Source organism: uncultured Brachybacterium sp., from assembly GCF_947500705.1.
GTDB lineage: Bacteria > Actinomycetota > Actinomycetes > Actinomycetales > Dermabacteraceae > Brachybacterium.
In genome coordinates this window covers 245710-261551 of the sequence record NZ_CANMSY010000002.1, presented here as the reverse complement: position 1 = coordinate 261551, position 15842 = coordinate 245710, and the positions used below count along the sequence as shown (strand labels likewise).

General features: G+C 70.2%; 15 protein-coding genes. 5 read left to right on the top strand and 10 right to left on the bottom strand.

Annotated features, from left to right (window positions below; translation table 11 throughout):
• The first annotated feature begins 168 nt into the window (after positions 1-168).
• Complete coding sequence (gene phoU, locus Q0937_RS04305) at positions 169-849, top strand: phosphate signaling complex protein PhoU (RefSeq protein ID WP_299300090.1); 681 nt, start codon at positions 169-171, stop codon at positions 847-849.
• Positions 850-972: 123 nt separating this feature from the next.
• Here phoU and Q0937_RS04300 read toward each other — a convergent pair whose 3' ends face one another.
• The 8 genes from Q0937_RS04300 to Q0937_RS04265 form a co-directional block, all read right to left on the bottom strand.
• Positions 973-1338, bottom strand: coding sequence for a DUF4235 domain-containing protein (locus tag Q0937_RS04300; RefSeq protein ID WP_299300088.1), 366 nt, complete (start codon positions 1336-1338; stop codon positions 973-975).
• A gap of 55 nt (positions 1339-1393) precedes the next feature.
• On the bottom strand, positions 1394-2443 hold the full coding sequence (locus Q0937_RS04295; RefSeq protein ID WP_299300086.1) for an LCP family protein: 1050 nt from the start codon (positions 2441-2443) through the stop codon (positions 1394-1396).
• Between the two features lie 73 nt (positions 2444-2516).
• The gene (trmB, locus tag Q0937_RS04290; RefSeq protein WP_299300084.1) at positions 2517-3392 is read right to left on the bottom strand and encodes a tRNA (guanosine(46)-N7)-methyltransferase TrmB; all 876 of its coding nucleotides are present in this window, start codon (positions 3390-3392) and stop codon (positions 2517-2519) included.
• A 7-nt stretch (positions 3393-3399) separates the two neighbouring features.
• The gene (locus tag Q0937_RS04285) at positions 3400-3825 is read right to left on the bottom strand and encodes a ubiquinol-cytochrome c reductase iron-sulfur subunit (protein WP_299300082.1); all 426 of its coding nucleotides are present in this window, start codon (positions 3823-3825) and stop codon (positions 3400-3402) included.
• 204 nt (positions 3826-4029) lie between these two features.
• Positions 4030-4596: a peptide deformylase gene (gene def, locus Q0937_RS04280; protein WP_299300080.1), complete on the bottom strand. Its 567-nt coding sequence runs from the start codon at positions 4594-4596 to the stop codon at positions 4030-4032.
• On the bottom strand, positions 4593-5786 hold the full coding sequence (locus tag Q0937_RS04275) for a YihY/virulence factor BrkB family protein (protein WP_299300078.1): 1194 nt from the start codon (positions 5784-5786) through the stop codon (positions 4593-4595). The genes def and Q0937_RS04275 overlap by 4 nt, the downstream gene beginning before the upstream one ends.
• Before the next feature lie 95 nt (positions 5787-5881).
• Positions 5882-8428: a glycoside hydrolase family 65 protein gene (locus Q0937_RS04270; protein WP_299300077.1), complete on the bottom strand. Its 2547-nt coding sequence runs from the start codon at positions 8426-8428 to the stop codon at positions 5882-5884.
• Positions 8425-9171 (bottom strand): HAD family phosphatase, encoded by a 747-nt coding sequence (locus Q0937_RS04265; RefSeq protein ID WP_299300075.1) that lies wholly within the window; start codon positions 9169-9171, stop codon positions 8425-8427. The genes Q0937_RS04270 and Q0937_RS04265 overlap by 4 nt, the downstream gene beginning before the upstream one ends.
• A gap of 199 nt (positions 9172-9370) precedes the next feature.
• Between Q0937_RS04265 and Q0937_RS04260 the strand changes: the two genes are divergently transcribed.
• Both Q0937_RS04260 and Q0937_RS04255 read left to right on the top strand, forming a co-directional pair.
• Positions 9371-10033, top strand: coding sequence for an SRPBCC domain-containing protein (locus Q0937_RS04260; RefSeq protein ID WP_299300073.1), 663 nt, complete (start codon positions 9371-9373; stop codon positions 10031-10033).
• A 59-nt stretch (positions 10034-10092) separates the two neighbouring features.
• On the top strand, positions 10093-11409 hold the full coding sequence (locus Q0937_RS04255) for an MFS transporter (RefSeq protein WP_299300071.1): 1317 nt from the start codon (positions 10093-10095) through the stop codon (positions 11407-11409).
• A gap of 47 nt (positions 11410-11456) precedes the next feature.
• On the opposite strand, the gene Q0937_RS04250 is transcribed toward Q0937_RS04255, so the two are convergent.
• Positions 11457-11996 carry a CarD family transcriptional regulator gene (locus Q0937_RS04250; protein ID WP_299300069.1) on the bottom strand — a complete coding sequence of 180 codons (540 nt, stop codon included), beginning with the start codon at positions 11994-11996 and terminating at the stop codon, positions 11457-11459.
• A 313-nt stretch (positions 11997-12309) separates the two neighbouring features.
• On the opposite strand from Q0937_RS04250, the gene Q0937_RS04245 reads away from it, so the two are divergent.
• Both Q0937_RS04245 and Q0937_RS04240 read left to right on the top strand, forming a co-directional pair.
• A complete protein-coding gene (locus Q0937_RS04245) occupies positions 12310-12978 on the top strand; it encodes an ABC transporter ATP-binding protein (protein WP_299300067.1) in 669 nt (222 codons plus the stop codon).
• Positions 12975-14486, top strand: coding sequence for a hypothetical protein (locus Q0937_RS04240; protein ID WP_299300065.1), 1512 nt, complete (start codon positions 12975-12977; stop codon positions 14484-14486). Before Q0937_RS04245 ends, Q0937_RS04240 begins: the two co-directional genes overlap by 4 nt.
• A gap of 129 nt (positions 14487-14615) precedes the next feature.
• Here the strand turns inward: Q0937_RS04240 and Q0937_RS04235 are convergent, their stop codons facing one another.
• Positions 14616-15839 (bottom strand): PLP-dependent aminotransferase family protein, encoded by a 1224-nt coding sequence (locus Q0937_RS04235; protein ID WP_299300063.1) that lies wholly within the window; start codon positions 15837-15839, stop codon positions 14616-14618.
• Between the last annotated feature and the right edge of the window lie 3 nt (positions 15840-15842).

The following is a 15842-nucleotide window of genomic DNA, read 5'->3' as shown; positions in this document are numbered from 1 at the left end:
AGCCTAGGCCCCCGGCTGGTCTCTCCCGGACTGCCCAGCCAGCATGATGGACAATGAGGCCAGGAGTTCACGGGGACTACGCTTCGCGTTCATCGGCCGCCGCAGTCCGTTCACCCGAGGTTGCGATACTCGGTGGCGAAGGTCCCTTCAGACAGAGGAGTAGTAACCATGCGCGAGGCGTACCAGAGCGACCTGCGGCATATCGTCGATGACCTGGTCGACATGGCCGAGCTGGTCGGGACGGCCCTCGAGGACGCGACCACCGCCCTGCTCGAGGGTGATCTCGCCCTTGCGGAGCGGGTCGTGACCGCCGACCCCCATATCGATGCCCGCCAGCTGGAGCTGGATGCGAAGGCGGTCGAGCTGCTCGCCCGGCAGTCTCCGGTGGCCACCGATCTGCGACTGCTGGTCGCGTCCCTGCGCATGAGCTCCTCGCTCGAGCGGATGGGTGATCTGGCCGCGCACGTCGCACTGGTCGCGCGCCGCACGCACCCTGAGCCGGCGGTTCCCGCGCAGCATCGCGAGCAGATCGCGAAGATGTCCGAGCTCGGGCTGACAGCTCTCCGGGGGGCGAGCGAGGTCATCCAGAGCCGCGATCTGGCACTGGGGGCGCAGGTCGAGAAGCAGGACGACCAGCTCGATGCCCTGATGCTCGAGATCTCCCGCCAGATCGCCAGCAGCGGGGAGGAGACCTACACCAACGCCGAGGTCATCGACCTCACGCTGCTGATCCGCTTCTACGAGCGGATCGGCGACCACGCGGTCTCCCTGGTGCGCCGCATCGGCTTCCTGGTGACCGGCGACGCGCTCGACAACCTCAGCGCAGGTGTCGACGTCCCGGAGTTCTGAGCCGCACGCACGATGGCGAAGGGCGCCCCGCAGAGTTCTGCGGGGCGCCCTTCGCCATCTCGGCGCGGCGGGCCTGACGGACAGGGGGCGTGCCGGCAGGTCGTGCCGAGCTCGCGGCCGGGTTCAGCCGCGGTTGGGACGGGGGCGACGCGAGGTCAGGCGTTCCGCGCCGCTCTTGGCACCGCGCTTGGCAGCCACGCGCAGCCCCTGCAGGATGACCCCGGAGACGGTCGCCCAGAGCAGGATCTTCCAGAGCGGCTGGTCGTCCTCGGGATCCTTGATCGCCGCGATCTCAGCCTTCGAGAGACCATCCTTCTTCGCCTGCTTGCGACGCCTCGCGACGTCCTTCTTCGCGGCCTTCTGCGTCTTGGTGGTGGGGGCTTCCTCGCCGAAGACGGCGCCCCAGCCGGCGGCGGCGGCCTTGTTGCCGACGACAGCCGCAACGATGCCTGCCACAGGGACGGCGATGCTCACGATCGGATTGGCCACGGTTTCCTCCAGGCGTCGAGTGGTCTGCGGTGCGGGACGTGCTGCTCCCGGTGGATCAGTAGGTCCCTGCGTGCTGAGCGTAGTAGGTTCCCATGTCGTCCGTGCGCAGAGCCTCGCGCAGCACCTCCATCGCCTCGTCATCCGTGCCGACGACGCTCGCGCCGCCGCTGGTGGTGATCGGCCCCGCGTGGGGGACGGAGAGGAAGTACAGGTCTCCGCTGCGGACCGACCGCAGGGACAGGCCCAGCTCGACCATCGCGCCGGCGCTCAGGCCGTCATCGGTCGTGAGATACGGGGAGATGCTCTCGATGGTGTCGGCGAGCTTGCCGGGATCGCTGAGCGTGTCCGCGCTGATGAGCTTGTCGGCGATGCCCTTGAGGACGGCCTGCTGATTTCGGTTCCGCTGGAAGTCGCCCTCGGCGAACTGCTTGCGCTCACGGACGAACGCCAGGGCCTCCTCGCCGTTGAGGGTCTGGGTGCCCTCGGTGAACTGATGGCCCTGCGCCTCGAAGGTCTGGGGGATCTTCACGTCGACCCCGCCGAGGGTGTCGACGAGGCCCTCGATGCCGTCGAAGTCGATGAGCGCGACATGGTCGATCGGGACCCCGGTGTAGTTCTCGACCGTGGTCACCGCCAGGCCCACGCCACCGAAGGCGAGCGCCGCGTTGATGCGGTCCTTGCCGTAGCCGGGGATGTCCACATAGAGGTCGCGAGGGAAGGAGGTGACGTACACGCTCTCGTTGTCGTCGGTGATGTGCACCAGCATCATCACGTCCGAACGCTGCCCGCTCACGCCTTCGGAAGCGGCATCGTCGGGGGATCGCTTGTCCGAGCCCAGCAGCAGGAAGTTGCGACCGGTGCCCTCGACCGCTTCTGGACGGTCACCGTCCGAGGCTCCGCGGGTGATCTGCACCACGGTGCGCTTCTCGTAGGAGTCCTTGAGCCCGTCGAGGTAGTTCCCGATCACCAGACCCACGCCGAGCACGAGCACGGCGACCAGCCCGAGAGCGATCAGCGCGGCACGACGGCTCCGGCGCCGATCGGTGCGCGGGTTCTCGTCATCATCCCAGTCAGCGGGAAGATCGACGTCGGCGGGGTCGTTCATTCGGTGTCCCTCTCAGACGGTGCCGCCGAGGCGGACACGCTGCCGACGACGCCCCGATGTCCGAGGCGCCGTCCTAACCCGGGTGCCGAGGCACCCGGGTATACGCGAGATCCCATATTAGGCGTCCCGCGGCCCTGCCCTTGCTCTCGAAGCCGGTCTTCACACGACCCTCGAAACGAGGTGCCCATCCCGTGGCCGGGATGCTCGTCGGGATCGGGTCCGAGGCCCGTCCCTCGGGACGGGTGCCCTCGGGGTGCAGCAGGGCGAGCTCGGGACGCGGGTCCAGCTGCATACGCATGTGGTGGGCGTACTGCGCCCAGTCGGTGGCCAGACGGAACGTCGCACCATCGGCCAGCAGCGGCAGCACCGCGTCCAGGAACGGAGGGTTGATCAGCCGACGCTTGTGGTGACGCTGCTTGGGCCAGGGGTCCGCGAAATACACCCACAGCTCGTCGATCGATCCCTCGGCCAGCATCGCGGGCAGCGCCCGCTGCGCATCCAGGGGCAGCATCCTCAGGTTCCGGGGGCTCCCCGAGCGTTCCACCCGGCTCAGGGTCTGGGCGAGGCCTGGGAGGTACACCTCGGCGCCGAGGTGATCACGTTCGGGATGCGCGAGCGCGGCGGCGACGATGTTGTCGCCGGTCCCGCTGCCCACCTCCACCACGAGCTCCGCCTTCCGCCCGAAGACCTCGGCGGGATCCAGACGGATGCCCTCGGCGGGCAGGGTGTCGCGATGCCCGCGCGGCGGGTCGATCACATAGAAGGGGGAGAGGCGATCCCAGGCGTTCTGCCGACCCTGGGACAGCCGCTCCCCGCGCCGGACGAAGGAGACGACGTCACGATGCGACTTCTCCTCCCGCTCGACGCTGTCCTCCGGCTCGGGGACCGTTTCCTGGTCGAGGTCCGGCGACGCGGGGAGAGTGCCCGTCCGGTATGGGTCCGGGGTCATCGACGGATCACTGCTCACGCCGGATCTGACCGTTCTCGATCACCACGGAGACCTCGGGGAGGTGACGGGTGGCGGGACCCACCAGCACCTCGCCGTTCGTGGCATCGAAACGGGAGCCGTGGCAGGGGCAGTCGAGCTCGGTCTCCTCCTGGCGCAGGGCACAGCCGTTGTGGGTGCAGTAGCCGGAGTAGCCAGCGAGGTCCTCGCCCGCGCCCCGGACCAGCAGCACGAACGGCTCCTTGCCGCCGAAGTTCACCAGGGTGCTGGCGTTCTCGGGCACCTCGTCGAGCGGGATCGCGCCGTCCTCCGCACGCACCGGCGCGGCAGTGCCGAACCCCTCGTCCGCGGGGCCGCAGGCAGCGAGCCCTCCGAGACCGGCTGCGGTGGCTGGGAGCAGCAGGGCGTGACGACGGGAGAGGCACGGGCGTTCCATGACGTCAGGATAGCGAGCAGAGCTGGGTGGCGACACCGCGCGGAGGGCCGGTGTGACCGCCGTGACGGCCCTGCCGTTCGTTCCTCACAGACGCTCAGACTGTGCTCTGTCGTCTGGGCTCCTGCCGTTCGTTCCTCACAGCACGTCGCTCAGACTGTGCTCTGTCGTCTGGGCTCCTGCCGTTCGTTCCTCACAGCACGTCGCTCAGACGTCGGCGGCCTCGAGCTGGAGGGGGTCCCAGGTGAGGATCCCGTGGGCGCGCCAGCCCCGGTCCCGCACCGCGTCCAGGGCCTCACGTCTGCGGAGGGCGGAGAGACGGTCCAGGTACAGCGATCCCTCGAGATGGTCGACCTCGTGCTGGAGTGCACGGGCGAGGACTCCGCCTTCGTCCTCCACCACGACCTCGGTGCCCTCCAGATCGGTGCCGGTCACGCGAGCCCCGCGGTGGCGGGCGGTGGGGAACCCCTCTCCGGGGACGGAGAGGCAGCCCTCAAGGGTCTCCTCGTCGAGCTCGATCCCGCCGAAGCGCTCCAGCACGGGATTGATGATCACTCCGCGCTGCAGGGTCCCGCCCGCATCCGGGCAGGAGTACACGAACAGCCGCCAGCGAGAGCCGACCTGCGGCGCGGCGAGCCCGGCGCCGTCGGCCGCATCGTTGGTCTCGAACATGTCCGCGACCAGGGTACGGAGCTCGGTGGTGACCTCGCGGACCCGACGGGTGCGCTGTGAGAGGGCGCGGTGGCCGACGATGGTGATCGGGCGGACGGTCATGCGGAGGGTGCTCCTGTGTGCGGGGGATCGGTGGGTCCGCCCTGCTCGGGCGGGACAGCGCCCTGTTCGGGCGGCGTAGGGGTGCTGGTGATGCGGTGGCGAGCGGGAGGGTTGACCGCGAGCGGATTGCGGGCGTCGACGATCCACGGCCCCCGCTCGCGGCGCAGCGGTTCCCCGCCGCGGGCCGCCTCGGCGACCATGCGGCCGAGCTCCTCCGCCTGCACCGCATCGGCGGCGAGGAAGTCGAGGGTGTGCGTGGCATGGGGGTCCAGCACGATGTGATGCCAAGCATCCAGGCCACTGGCGATCTGCCGGGCGCGCAGGAACTCGGCATCGAGCGCCGCTCCGGAGATCACCACGATGTTCGCGATCCACATCAGCAGCAGGATCGCGATCAGACCGTTCAGGGCGGTGAGGATCTCCGCGAAGCGGGTCGCGTAGACCATGAGCTGACCCGCGACCAGCGCGGTCCCGAACAGCACCAGCACGCTCACGGTCGAACCGAGCGTCATGAGCCGGTAGCGGGGCAGGCGCACGTTGGGGAACAGGTAGTAGGCCATGGACACCCCGATGATCAGGATGACCAGGAGGATCGGCCATTTCACGAAGTTCCAGGCCGCGAAGGCGATGCGGGGGATGCCGACGAACTCGCCGATGCGCTGCGAGGCCTCGCCGCCCACGATGATCATGCCGATGGCCAGCAGCACCACCGACACGATCAGCACGGTCTCGCCGAACACGATGGTGCGGAACCGGAGGAAGGGCCGACCCTCACGGGTGTCGTACACCCGGTGCAGCGCGCGATGGAAGGCGGCGACCCCGTTCGAGGCGGACAGCAGCGAGCCTGCCGTACCCAGCAGTAGACCCAGCAGGCCACCGCTGGTGGAGGAGACCGCCTGGATGGCGCTCAGGAAGGGCCGGGGATCCAGGGTCGGGAAGATCTCGGTGATCATCCCGGAGAGCGTGGTGAGCGTCTCGGCCTGGATCCCGATCAGCGACATCATCGAGACCACCGCGACTGCCCCCGGGAAGAGCGCGAGCACCAGATAGAACGTCATCGTGCCCGCGACATCCCAGACCTGGATGTCGAGCATCCGCATCCGCACCCGGTTCAGGACGTGCAGAACACTCAGCCGGGGTCGGGATAGCTCGACCACCGGCTTCGTGCGTCGCGGTCTCGAAGAGGTCACCGTGCGGCTCCGGGCTCGGGGGCGGTGCGCCCGTCAGGGGCGCTGGTCGAGCCTATTCCACCAGGTGTGCCGCGGCCGGGGAGGCCACCTCGCGATCAGCTCTCGTCGATGATGTCGTCAGGGTCACTGACGACCGGATACTCCCAGGGGTCCTCGGGGTCGCCCGGAACGTGAGAGGTCATGATCGAGCCGTCCGCGCGCTCATCACCCAGGCCGACAGGCCTGACCAGAACGGAATCGTCGAGCAGCGGCCCCTGATCTGCGAGCGGCACCGTGACGCCTCCCGCAACGATCGTGACCTGCTCGCCGCGCACCGTGACCTCGACCTCAGCGCCGCTCTCGAGGGTGAAGGAGATCTCCTCGCGCACCAGACGGACCCGGAAACGGGAGCCCCGCACGGTGAGCGGGTAGGACAGCTCCGGCCAGTCGGTGGGCAGCCGCGGATCGAAGGACACCTGGCCGTCGTCGTGCCGCATTCCGCCGAATCCGTGCACGAGCGCGTTCCAGACTCCGCCCGCGGAGGCGATGTGCACCCCATCGGCAGTGTTGTGGTGAAGGTTCGCGAGGTCCACGAAGAGGCCTGCGCGGAAGTAGTCCAGCGCCGCCTTCTGATGGCCCACCTCTGCGGCCATGATCGACTGCACCACGGCTGACAGCGAGGAGTCGCCGGTGGTGATCGGGTCGTAGTACTCGAAGTCCGCGCGCTTCTCCTCGGCGGTGAACTCGCTGCCGCGCAGGAACAGGGCGAGCACCACGTCCGCCTGCTTGAGCACCTGGAAGCGGTAGATCACCAGAGGGTGGTAGTTCAGCAGCAGGGGGAAGACCTCGTCCGGAGTGCTCGAGAGATCCCAGATCTCCCGTTCGAGGAAGCGGTCCTCCTGCAGATGGATCCCGAGCGCCTCGTCCTTGACCACATACATGCCCTCGGCGCAGGCCTCCCACTGCTCGAGCTCCAGCTCGTCCAGATCGAGCTCGACGCGCATGGACTCGTAGGCGCCGGCATCCGCGGCGCGCAGCTCTCGCACCGCCCGTGCCGCCCGCCGCAGGTTGAAGCGGGCCATCACGTTGGTGAACATGTTGTTGTTCACCACGGTGGTGTACTCGTCGGGTCCGGTCACGCCATTGATGTGGAAGCTCGCAGAGCCGTCGGCGGTCATCCGCCAGAATCCGAGATCGGCCCACATCCGCGCGGTCTCCACCAGCACCTGGACCCCGTCGCGATGCTGGAAGTCGAGGTCACCGGTCACGTCGACGTACTGGGCGAAGGCATACGCGACGTCGGCATTGATGTGGTACTGCGCGGTGCCGGCGGCGTAGTAGGCCGACGCCTCGTCGCCGTTGATGGTGCGCCAGGGGTACAGCGCACCGCGCTGGTTCAGCTCCCGGGCCCGTTCGCGGGCCTTGGGCAGCAGGTTGGTGCGGAAGCGCAGGGCGTTGCGCGCCCACCGAGGCTGGGTGAAGGTCAGGAACGGGACCACATAGATCTCGCTGTCCCAGAAGTAGTGCCCCTCATATCCCGAGCCGGTGACGCCCTTGGCGGGGATGCCCCACTGGTCGGAGCGGGCAGCGGCCTGGGCGAGCTGGTACAGGCACCAGCGGGTGGCCTGCTGCTCGGCGGGTTGTCCGGGCAGCTGCACATCGGAGCTGGTCCAGAAGTCGTCGAGGTACTCCCGCTGCTCGATGTACTGCGCGTCGAAGCCATTCGCCCGGACCCGGTCCAGGGTGCGCCGGCAGCGGTCGAACAGCTCACGGTGGGGCACGGAGCGCGAGGAGTGGTAGGCGACCGCCTTGCGGACGGTCAGCGACTGCCCCTCCTCCAGATGAGCGCGCACGACCTGGCGACCGAGGTCCGCGGCGGTGTCCACGATCTCCGTCACCTCCGCCTCGGACTCCACCTGGTGGTCCGCGCCGACGGCCATCGTCATCCCCGAGTTGGCCACCCGGTATCCCATCAGCATCCGGCGCTCGCTGTGCCAGTCCTGGAGCGGCTCGAGCACCCGGTGGGTGAAGTCGGTGGTGCGCCGCGGATCGGCCTTGTCGGTGATGGGGTCGCCTGCGAGGCCCTTGCCGAAGTCGTCGCGGAAGTCCTCGCGGTTGATGATCTGCGAGGAGATCGCGATCGGGGCTGAGCCCTCGAGCATCTCCACGGTCAGCGTCATCAGCGCCAGATGCCGCTGCGCGAAGGAGACCATCCTGGTGCTGCTGATCCGCACCCGCTTCCCGGCCGGGGTGCGCCAGATCAGCTCGCGGCGCAGCACCCCGTCGCGGAAATCGAGCGAGCGCTCGTACTCCTCGAGGTCGGCGATCGACAGCAGCAGCGGTTCATCGTCGACGTAGAGCTTGAGCACCGAGGAGTCGGGGACCGAGATCATGGTCTGACCGGTGCGGGCGAAACCGAAGGCGGACTCGGCATGGTTGATCTGCCAGGTCTCGTGGAAGCCGTTGAGGAAGGTGCCGTGGCTCTGCGCGTCCCGTCCCTCCTCCGGGGTGCCGCGCATGCCCAGGTATCCGTTCGCGGTCGCGAAGAGGGTCTCGGCCAGGCCCAGGTCCTGAGGGGGCCTGGACTCGACCAGGCGCCATTCGTCGAGTGGCAGATGGGTGCGGTCGACGGGGTCGGCGGGCACCGAGCGAAGGCGGGTCATGCGAGCTCCTCCAGGTCGGCGACGACGAAGGTGGCACCGGCCGCGGCGAGCTCGGCGGAACCGGCGCCGCGATCGACGCCGATCACCGCGCCGAAGTCGCCCGAGGAGCCTGCCTGCACGCCGGAGACGGCGTCCTCGTAGACGACCGAGTCCCGGGGGTCGATCCCGAGCAGCTGGGTGGCGTGGAGGAAGGTGTCGGGAGCCGGCTTCCCAGGCAGTCCTTCGCGGGTGGCGACGTTGCCGTCGACGATGTGCTCGAAGCGGTCCAGCAGGCCCGCCCCGCGCAGCACCTCCTCCGCGTTGCGGGAGGAGGAGACGATCGCCAGCCGTGCGGTGGCCGGCAGCGAGTCGAGATAGGTGACGGTCCCGGGATAGGGCGCCACACCGTCGGCCCGCAGCAGCGAGAGCACCAGGTCGTTCTTGCGGTTGCCGAGGCCGCGCACGGTCTCAGCACCGGGATCCTGGATGCCGGGATCCTCGTCGGTTCCCTCGTCGAGATCGATCCCGCGCGAGCGGAGGAAGGTGCGCACACCGTCATAGCGGGGGCGACCGTCGACATGCGCGAAGTAGTCGGCGTCTGTGTACGCCTCCTCGATCCCTCGGGAGGTGAGGAAGCGGCTGAACATGTCTGCCCAGGCGCGCATGTGCACCTCGGCCGTCGGAGTGATGACCCCGTCGAGGTCGAAGAGGTGCGCCGTGTAATCGGCCGGTCGGAAGGTATGCGCTGCAGTCACATCGGCCATGCTACGGCGGAGTCTGCGGCGCCGGGGGAGGGCCGGGTGCGGACCAGCCGTGATGTGAGGCGCGCTCCCCGCCGGACAGGCGTGGCTGCCATGATCGGCGCCACCGTGGCATCGGAGCCGGGGCGTGGGCTACTCTGCGAGGGTCCGCCCCCGCGCCCCGGCGCCGGTGCGGAGCGGCTGAAACCCTGTCGAGGAGAAGATGACTGTCACGGAGTCGCTGTCCGTGGTCGGCGCAGTGCGCCGCGAGCTCGTGGTCGACGAGCGGACCAGCCATGAGGGTCACCCTCTGGTTCGTGCCGTGCTCACCCTGACCACGAATCTCGACCTCGCCCCCGCTCAGCTCTGGCCGCTGCTCACCCGGCCCGGTGAGCTCGCACGGTGGTTCGGCCCGGTCACCGGCGAGCTGCACGAGGGCGGGCGGTTCGAGGCGCCGGGCGGAGTGCATGGGCGGATCATCGAGGTCGAGGAACCTCACCGGCTCACCCTGTCCTGGGCGCTGGCCGGCGGTGAGGACCCATTGCTGATCAGGCTCGATCCGGAGGACGACGGCACCACGCTGCTGCGGGTGCGCCACACCGCACTGGTCGACGTCGACGAGTTCGAGCGCACGGGCCCCGGCGCCATCGCGATCGGCTGGGAGCTCGCACTGCTCGCCCTCGCCGCCGAGACCGACGGCTGGCGCTCCAGCTGTCTGGGCGCAGTGCCCGCACCCACCCGGGACTGGCAGCGAGGTCCCCAGGCCGCTGCATATCTCCGGGCCTGGTCGGTGCGCTGGGCGGCAGAGGCCATCGCGGCCGGGGTCGACGAGGGCATCGCACGTCGCGGCGAGGCAGCGACCGCAGGCTCCTCCATGGATTCCTAGAGCCGTCCGCGCCTCGGATCTCTTTGCCCAGGCTCACTATCGGGTGACAGACTCTGCCGGTGACCACACCCGCGCCGAGCTCCCGCCCTCGGGACCCGCGCACCCCGGCGCAGGTGATCCGCTCGCTCACCCCGTCGGTCTACGCGCCGAGCCTGCTGGAGTTCATGGGCCTGGCGGCGCTGATGCCGGTGGTGCCGCTGCTCGCCCGTGATCTCGGGTTCAGCATCCCCCAGGCCGCAGCCCTGTCGATGATCTTCGGGCTCGCCTCCTTCCTCGGCCCCATCCCCGCGGGTCGGCTGATCTCGCGGATCGGAGCCCGGCGCGCCCTGGTGCTCACCGGGGTCGTGCTGGTGGTCGCGAACCTGGCCGCGTATCTGATGCTGAGCCCCGCACTGGGCGGGGGAGGCGACCTCACGCATCGGCTGCTCCTGATCGGGGTCCTGCTGGTGATGGCGGTGAGCACCCAGGTCTGGCAGTTCGGGCGCCAGTTCTATCTCGGCAGCGCGTTGCCGCCTTCGATGCGTGCCCGCGGCATGACCCTGTTCGGCGGGGTGATCCGCCTGGGGGAGGTGATCGGCCCGCTGCTCGGTGCGGTGGTGATGGCGGTGGGGTCGATGGCCTGGGTGTTCCTGCTTTTCGCGGTCACGGCCGCGGCCGGCACCGTGATGATCGCCCTCTTCCTCCCGCCGGGGGAGGCGGGCCCGGCTCCCTCGCCCGACCGCCGCAGCGACCGCCGGCCGCGCAGCCAGGCGCGCAACCGGCTGGACCGTGCTGTGCTGCGCCGCATGATCGCCGTCGGCCTCGGCATCTCCCCGATCATGATGGCGCGCGTGAACCGGCCGGTGATCGTGCCGCTGCTCGGCGACTCGCTCGGGCTGGACCCGGTGTGGATCTCGATCGTCTTCGGAGTCAGCGCGGCGCTCGAGATCCTGCTGGTGCTTCCCGCCGGCAGCCTCATGGATCGTTTCGGGCGGGCGGCGGTCGCCGTCCCCTGCGCGTTGCTGATGGGTGCCGGCTTTCTGCTGCTGGCGGTGCTCGGCATCGCCCTGCAGGGGCAGGGGCCGGGGCCCGCCCTGGTGGCGCTCCTGGTACCCAGCCTGCTGATCGGACTGGGCAACGGCCTGGGCTCGGGGCTCGTGATGACTCTCGGCATCGATGTCTCGCCGGTGTACGACCGCGCGACCTACCTCGCCTGGTGGAACACGATGCTGGGGGCTGGGCGGCTGGCCGCGCCGCTGATCGTCACCGGTGTCACGCTGGTCGCCCCGGTGGCGATCGCCGGCGCGGCGACCGGGGCTCTCTGCGTCGCGGGGGGATTCTGGCTGACACGAATACTGCCCCGCGTCACACCCTCCGGGGGAACCCGGAAGAGGTGAGGCGGGGCAGCGGCGGCGCCGATGGCGCCGGGGCCTGAGCGCCGTGCTCAGGCGGCGGCGGGCACCAGGGCGTTCTCGGCTGTGCTGTGCAGCAGCACCTGGGCATCCTCGCGAGGGATCGAGCGGGCGATCGCGATCTCGGAGGCCAGCGGATCGATGGCCTGCTTGAGCAGATTGCGCTCCGCGAGGCTCGAGGGGACTCCGCCCGAGTCGCGGACGATGTTGCGGATGACCTCGATGCGGTCGGTGAGACGGCCGGTCTGGAGCTGCATCTGGAGGGACTTGATGCGATGCGCCCAGGAGGCCTTCTTCTCCGGCGGCTCGATGGGCTCGCCGAGCTGCTTGATCATCGTGACGATCTCCTTCTCCACCAGGAGCGGGCGCAGTCCGATGACGTCCTTGCCGCCGGACGGTACGGAGATGCGCATCTCGTCACCGATGACCACCAGGTCGACATACTCCCGGTCGGTGCCGCGGACAGTGCGGGTGGAGATGGAGACGACGCGCACCGGTCCATGGACGGGGTGTGTGAGCACTTCTCCGGAATTCGGTGCGGCGGTGACGTCAGACGCTTCGGCAACGGACAAGGGGTTCCTCCTCTGTGGACCTGCGCACCGGCGGTACCGCGGCCCTGGTGGGGTCGAGGCGGCCAGCTCCGGCAGCACACGGTCCCGGACGGGGCCGGGAACGCGAGAGCGACGAAGCGGCTCGAGTGCCGCTCGACCTGCAAGAACAGGGTGACGGCACCTACGACGGAGCAGTTCATTCTCTCACGGATCTGACAGAATATCCAGAGCGTGACGTCTCCACCTACATCACATCGCCGTCGGGGCATGGCGACGCCACGCTCGAGACGGAAGTCGGAGGTTCGAGCGGGCTGCGATGCGGTTCGATGGGGGCATGGTCACCGGCTCCGCAGCATCTGCCGTCGAGCGCGAGCTCGTCCACTTCGAGGACGTCGGGGTGGTGCTCGACGGCAACGTGCTCCTGCTCGCGGCCACCGGGAGCGTGCAGCCCGGGGAGATCCTCGCGCTCACCGGCGCCAATGGCTCCGGCAAGACCACGCTGCTGCGCGTGCTCGCCGGACTGCTCGAGCCCACCGCAGGCACCGTGCGGATCGCCGGGCGCTCCCCGGACGACCGGGACCGTCGTTTTCGCACCGCTCTGGGCGCACTGATCGGCCCACCGCAGACGGCCCGCGACCTCACCGTCGCCGAGCATCTCCAGTTCATCGCCGCCACCTGGGGGACGCCAGCGGCAGCCGGCGCCGAGCAGGCCCAGGCGCTGCTCGAGGAGCTCGAGATCACGCCGCTCGGCCGCCGATACCCCCATGAGCTCTCCAGCGGGCAGGTGCAGCTGGTGTCCCTGGCTCTGACCTTCGCCCGGCCGGCCCGGGTGCTGCTGCTGGATGAGCCCGAGCAGCGCCTGGACGCGCACCGACTGGAGCTCGTGATCAGCGCGATCCGCGCCCGCGCCGACGCGGGAGCCGCCGTGGTGCTGGCCACGCATCACCCCCGGCTGCTCGAGGCGCTCGCCGATCACCGCCTCCCTCTGGAGGATGCCCCGTGACCGGGGACCTCCGCGCCGTCCGAGAGGTCTGGGCGCTGCGCGGTCAGGCCCGCACCCGCGCCGATCTGCTGTACCTGCTCTACGTGGTGGTGCTGAGCGTGCTGGTGTTCGCCGCACCCGCCCTGCGGATGTCGGGCACGTTCCTGGCCCGGCCCGACGTGCTCCCGGCGCTGCTGCACCCCCTCGCCCCGCAGGTCGCCACCTCCGTCTCGCTCGCGGCGGCAGGCGCGATGGTGATGCTCGGTGCCCTGCGCGGCCCTGCGCTGCTGGCACCGTTCTTCACCGCCACCCTCGCCGCGAGCGGGATTCGCCGACGGGACGTCCTCTGGAGGCCACTGGCTCGGGCGCTGCTGGTCCCCGGTCTCAGCGCGGTCACGGTGACCGTCCTGATCGCGGTCACACTGGTGAGCGACGGTGCCGCCACGGGCGAGGACGCCGCCTGGTTCGTGGTCGCCGGAGCCGGCACCGGCCTGCTGCTGGGAGCCGCCTGGCTGGCCGGTGAGCTGTTCGGGGCGGGGGGCCGTCGACTGCTGGCGGGAGGTCTGCTGGCCGCGGCCGCCCTCTGCACGGTGCTGCCGTCCGCGCCGGGACTCGGTGGGGTCTATCCGGTCGGGGCGGCCCGGCCGATGCTCTGGGCGCTGCTCCTCCTGGGCATCGGCATCGTCACGACCGCGGCAGGCTTCACCCAGCTGGACAGGCTGCGGGGGAGCGTGCTGCGAGAGCACTCGGAGCGCTGGGCGTCGGCGACCACGATCGCCACCACCGGGGACCTCGCGGGTGCCGCAGGGTCGTTCCGCACCCCGCCGTCGGCCGGACGGCGCCTGCCCGCGATCGGATCCCGCCCCCTGCTGCTGCTGTACGCCCAGCGCGATGCGGTGGCCTGGCTGCGCAGCCCCGAGCGCCTCGCCGTCGGAGCAGTCGTGGCATTGCTTGCGGCCGCGGCGCTCGCCGGCTCCACCCTGCTCACCGGCCCGCTCGCCTGGGGCGCGGTGCTGCTGGGGGCCACGGCGCTCTGGGGCGCTGCCGGCACCCTGGCCGACGGGATCCGGCACGGAGTCCATACGCTCGGGGCACCCACGCTCTTCGGGCAGTCGGCCGCCCTCCAGGTGCTCCTGCATTCCGTCGCGCCGGCCCTGCTGCTGAGCGCGCTCGCGGTGCTCGGGGGCGGCGCCGTGCACCTGACGATCGGTGGCGGGCCCGGGATGCTGGAGGCTGTGCTGCTGCCCGCTGCGCTGGCACCGGTCATGATCGCCGGTCGGGGACGGGACGCCGCCAAGGGGCCGATGCCGCTGAGCCTGAGCACCCCGATGCCCACCCCGCAGGGCGACATGGCGGTCATCCCGATGCTGGCCTGGCAGGCTGATGCGATCCTGCTTGCCATGGTCTCCGGAGCGGTGCTCGCCGGCCTCGGGAGGCTCGGACTGCCCTGGCTGCTGGGCGGAGCGGCGGTCCTCACCGCCTCGATGGCGCTGATGGCCCGGTTCCGGCTGCGCGCGCTGAGACGCTGAGCGATCGCGGCGAGGAGGAACTGGTGATCGCTCCCTGGAGCTTCCGTACTGCCCAGAACGCGCTGATCCGCTGGGCGGGCCGGCAGCCGCGCTCGGCCCGGGCGGCCGGGTCGAGGGGATCGACCCCGGTCAGTCGCGGCGGTGATTCGCGATGACCTCGCCGAGGTGGCCGATGGCCTCCTGGATCACCGCGGGGGAGTGGGTGACGAAGCTCAGCCGCATCGTGGAGCGGTCGGCATGGTCGGCGAAGAAGGACCAGCCCGGCAGATAGGCGACACCCGCCGCGACCGCCTCCGCGAGCATGCGCTGCGCGTCGTACCCCTCACCGAGCGCGGCCCACAGGAACATCCCGCCCTCGGGCCGGGTCAGGTGCGCACCGTCGGGGAGCACCGGGGTGATCGCTGCGGTCATCGCGTCCCGGCGTTCCCGGTAGACGCCGCTGACCGTCGCGACATGGGCATCGAGATCGGCGGTGTCGAGGTATCGCGCCACCATCAGCTGGTCCACCACCGAGGACTGCATGGAGATCGCCGCCTTCGCGACCGCGAGGGTGTCCAGGATCGGGCCCTCCGCGCGCATCCAGCCGATCCGCACTCCGGGACTCATCAGCTTGCTCATGGAGTTCAGCAGGATCGTGCGCGCGCTCATCCCGGGCAGGGAGGCGATCGGGGCCCAGGTGCTGCCGGTGAAGCTCAGCGCTCCGTAGGGATCATCCTCGATCAGCGGCACGTCCGAGCGCTGCAGCACGTCGGCCACCGCCTGCCGGCGTGCCACCGGCATGGTGCGCCCGGTGGGATTCTGGAAGGATGGGATCAGATAGACCATCCGCGGATGATGGGTGGTGATCGCCTCCTCGAGCGCCTCCGGGATCACGCCGTCCTCATCGGTGTCGACCCCGATCATGCGCGCGCCATGGACGGCGAACGCCTGCACCGCCGCGAGATAGGTGGGGGACTCGACCAGCACCACGTCACCGGGCTCGAGCAGGGCCTGGGCGATGACGAACAGCCCTTCCTGGGAGCCGGAGGTGACCCGGATCTGGGAGGCAGCGGTCGGCAGATCCCGGGAGAGACGCCGGGCAGCCTGCTCGCGCAGCTCGACCTCTCCCTCGCTCACCCCGTACTGCAGCGCCCGGTGCCCCTGGTGGGAGAGCACCCAGTCGTAGCAGGCGGTGACATCCTCGAGCGCGAAGAGCGCCGGGTCCGGGATCCCTCCGGCGAAGGAGACGATGTCCTGGCGAGCGGCGAGGGCGAAGATGTCCTTCAACGGCGAGGACTCCATGCCCGCGTAACGCGCGGCGACGGGGAACCGGAAGGGCTGCAGCATGGGGACCTGCGGAACGGACGGCGTCATCGT